Annotated in this window: 3 protein-coding genes; all 3 read right to left on the bottom strand. The window is 45.6% G+C overall.

Translation table 11 applies throughout. The features are described 5' to 3' along the window. A partial coding sequence (locus tag BG32_RS10795) for a glutamate mutase L (RefSeq protein WP_183084327.1) occupies positions 1–812 on the bottom strand: 812 nt, incomplete at its 3' end. Next, positions 809–1,270, bottom strand: a complete 462-nt coding sequence (locus BG32_RS10790) for a GatB/YqeY domain-containing protein (protein WP_014729958.1) — start codon at positions 1,268–1,270, stop codon at positions 809–811. The genes BG32_RS10790 and BG32_RS10795, both read right to left, overlap by 4 nt. A gap of 10 nt (positions 1,271–1,280) precedes the next feature. Beyond that, the coding region (locus BG32_RS10785) for an amino acid--tRNA ligase-related protein (RefSeq protein ID WP_310793890.1) at positions 1,281–1,841 on the bottom strand (561 nt) is incomplete at its 5' end.

The raw sequence follows: 1,841 nt of genomic DNA, 5'->3' as shown, positions 1-1,841 counted from the left end.
TCTCCGTCTGTAACGGAATCGACATCGGTGGTTGCTCCCCCGATATCTACCACAATAACGTCGTCATTGACTTGGGAAAAGAGTTCCGTCGCCAGCATGACGGCCGCGGGAGTCGGTATTATCGGTTTGTCAATGACTGAATAGACCTTTTCCATCCCGGGACCATTGACGATATTTTTGGAGAAGACTTCACGAATCACTTGTCTCGTTGGTTCGACGTTTAGCTCGTCTATTCGCGGATAAACATTGTCGACAATATGGACGTCTCTCCCGTTAGTCGAGATTATTTCTAGAACGTCATCGGCAGCAGCAACATTCCCAGCGAATATTATTGGAATATTCTGATCGAGATCTCTAAGAATCTCGGCGTTATGTACCACAGTCTCTTTTTCTCCGTAATCGACCCCACCTGCAAGAAGTATGAGCTTTGGATTGGCTGCCTCAATCTTCTTTAGATCTCTCTCACTCAATTTGCCGGCTGTTACCAGCTTTATCACTCCGCCAGCTCCCAGGGCAGCTTCTCTTGCCGCCTTTACGGTCATGTCGTACACCAGTCCATGAACCGTCATTCTCAAACCGCCGGCCGCGCTTGAAGAAGCCAGGAAGACACTCCATTCGAGGTTGTCGCAGCCCAGAGATCTCTTCAGGTTTCTCAAAGCATTGTCAATGCCGATTGTGACATCGTTCTCATTTACGGTCGTATAGGACTCACCCTGTCCCACAAATCTCATCGATCCAGAAGCGTCACATGAAAAAGCAGAGAGCACCGTAGTGGTGCTCCCGATTTCTGCAGTCAAGAACTCGACTTTCATCTACTCTCCAAAAGCTCCCTGACAATCTTGTTGACGAGTTTCCCATCCACTCTCCCCTTCAATCTAACCATCAGTTCTCTCATAACCTTTCCCAAATCGGAGGGGTTGTTTGCCTTCAAATCCTCGATTGTCTTTAGTGCTACTGCTCTTATTTCATCAGGACTCATTTCTTCGGGAAGATAACTCTTAAGTATTTCGAGCTCTTCGGATTCACTTTGTACTAAATCGTCTCTTTCAGCCTTTCTGTACGCTTCGATGGACTCTTCACGTTTTTTCGCCTCTTTTCTTACAAGGCCAATCACAATCTCATCCGTTAGCTCACCCGATCTAGCTTCTTCAGAAGATGCAAGATACATCTTTACCGACGAGATCACGCTTCTCAGTGTATTGGTCTTGAGAGAGTCTCTTGCCTTCATTGCTTCTTTCATATCCTGCTGAATGCGATCATAAAGAGTCATCAAATCACCTCTACTGTTCATCGCTTATCTCTAATGCTTCTTCTTCCTCAAAGGAGATAGGTCTTACAAGTGGAAAGGGGATTATATCCCTGATCGATGGGGAATCAGTAACCAGCATAATTATCCTGTCCCAACCTACTCCAAGCCCACCCGTAGGGGGCATACCGTATTCGAGGGCTCTGATAAAGTCATGATCCATCATTTGAGCTTCCTCATCACCTATATCCCTTAAACCCGCCTGATGGAGGAAACGGTTGTACTGCTCTATAGGATCATTCAACTCACTGAAAGCATTAGCCATTTCCATCGAGCTTATTATCAGTTCAAATCTCTCTGTAACTCTTGAGTCTTCTCTGTGCACCTTTGAAAGCGGAGAAATAATTACCGGGTGTTCGGTAACAAAGGTGGGATTCACAAGATTATGCTCAACCAAATCCCACAATTTTTCGATTAAATGGCCTCTCTCTTTAATCTCCGGTTCTGTGTTGTGTTTCTTAAGGACGGCCATCATTCTATCATCTGAGTCCTCCAGGATATCAACGCCTAGATTCTCCTTGATAAAATCTGCCAT

This window comes from Mesotoga sp. HF07.pep.5.2.highcov (assembly GCF_003666285.1).
Taxonomy (GTDB): Bacteria; Thermotogota; Thermotogae; order Petrotogales; family Kosmotogaceae; genus Mesotoga; species Mesotoga prima.
The sequence above is the reverse complement of the archived record's forward strand: the minus strand, read 5'-3'. Positions and strand labels throughout refer to the sequence as shown.

What these genes read in the sequence shown, in the direction of transcription:
- BG32_RS10790 (WP_014729958.1), bottom strand. Translation starts at nt 1,270, where the DNA reads ATGACTCTTTATGATCGCATTCAGCAGGATATGAAAGAAGCAATGAAG.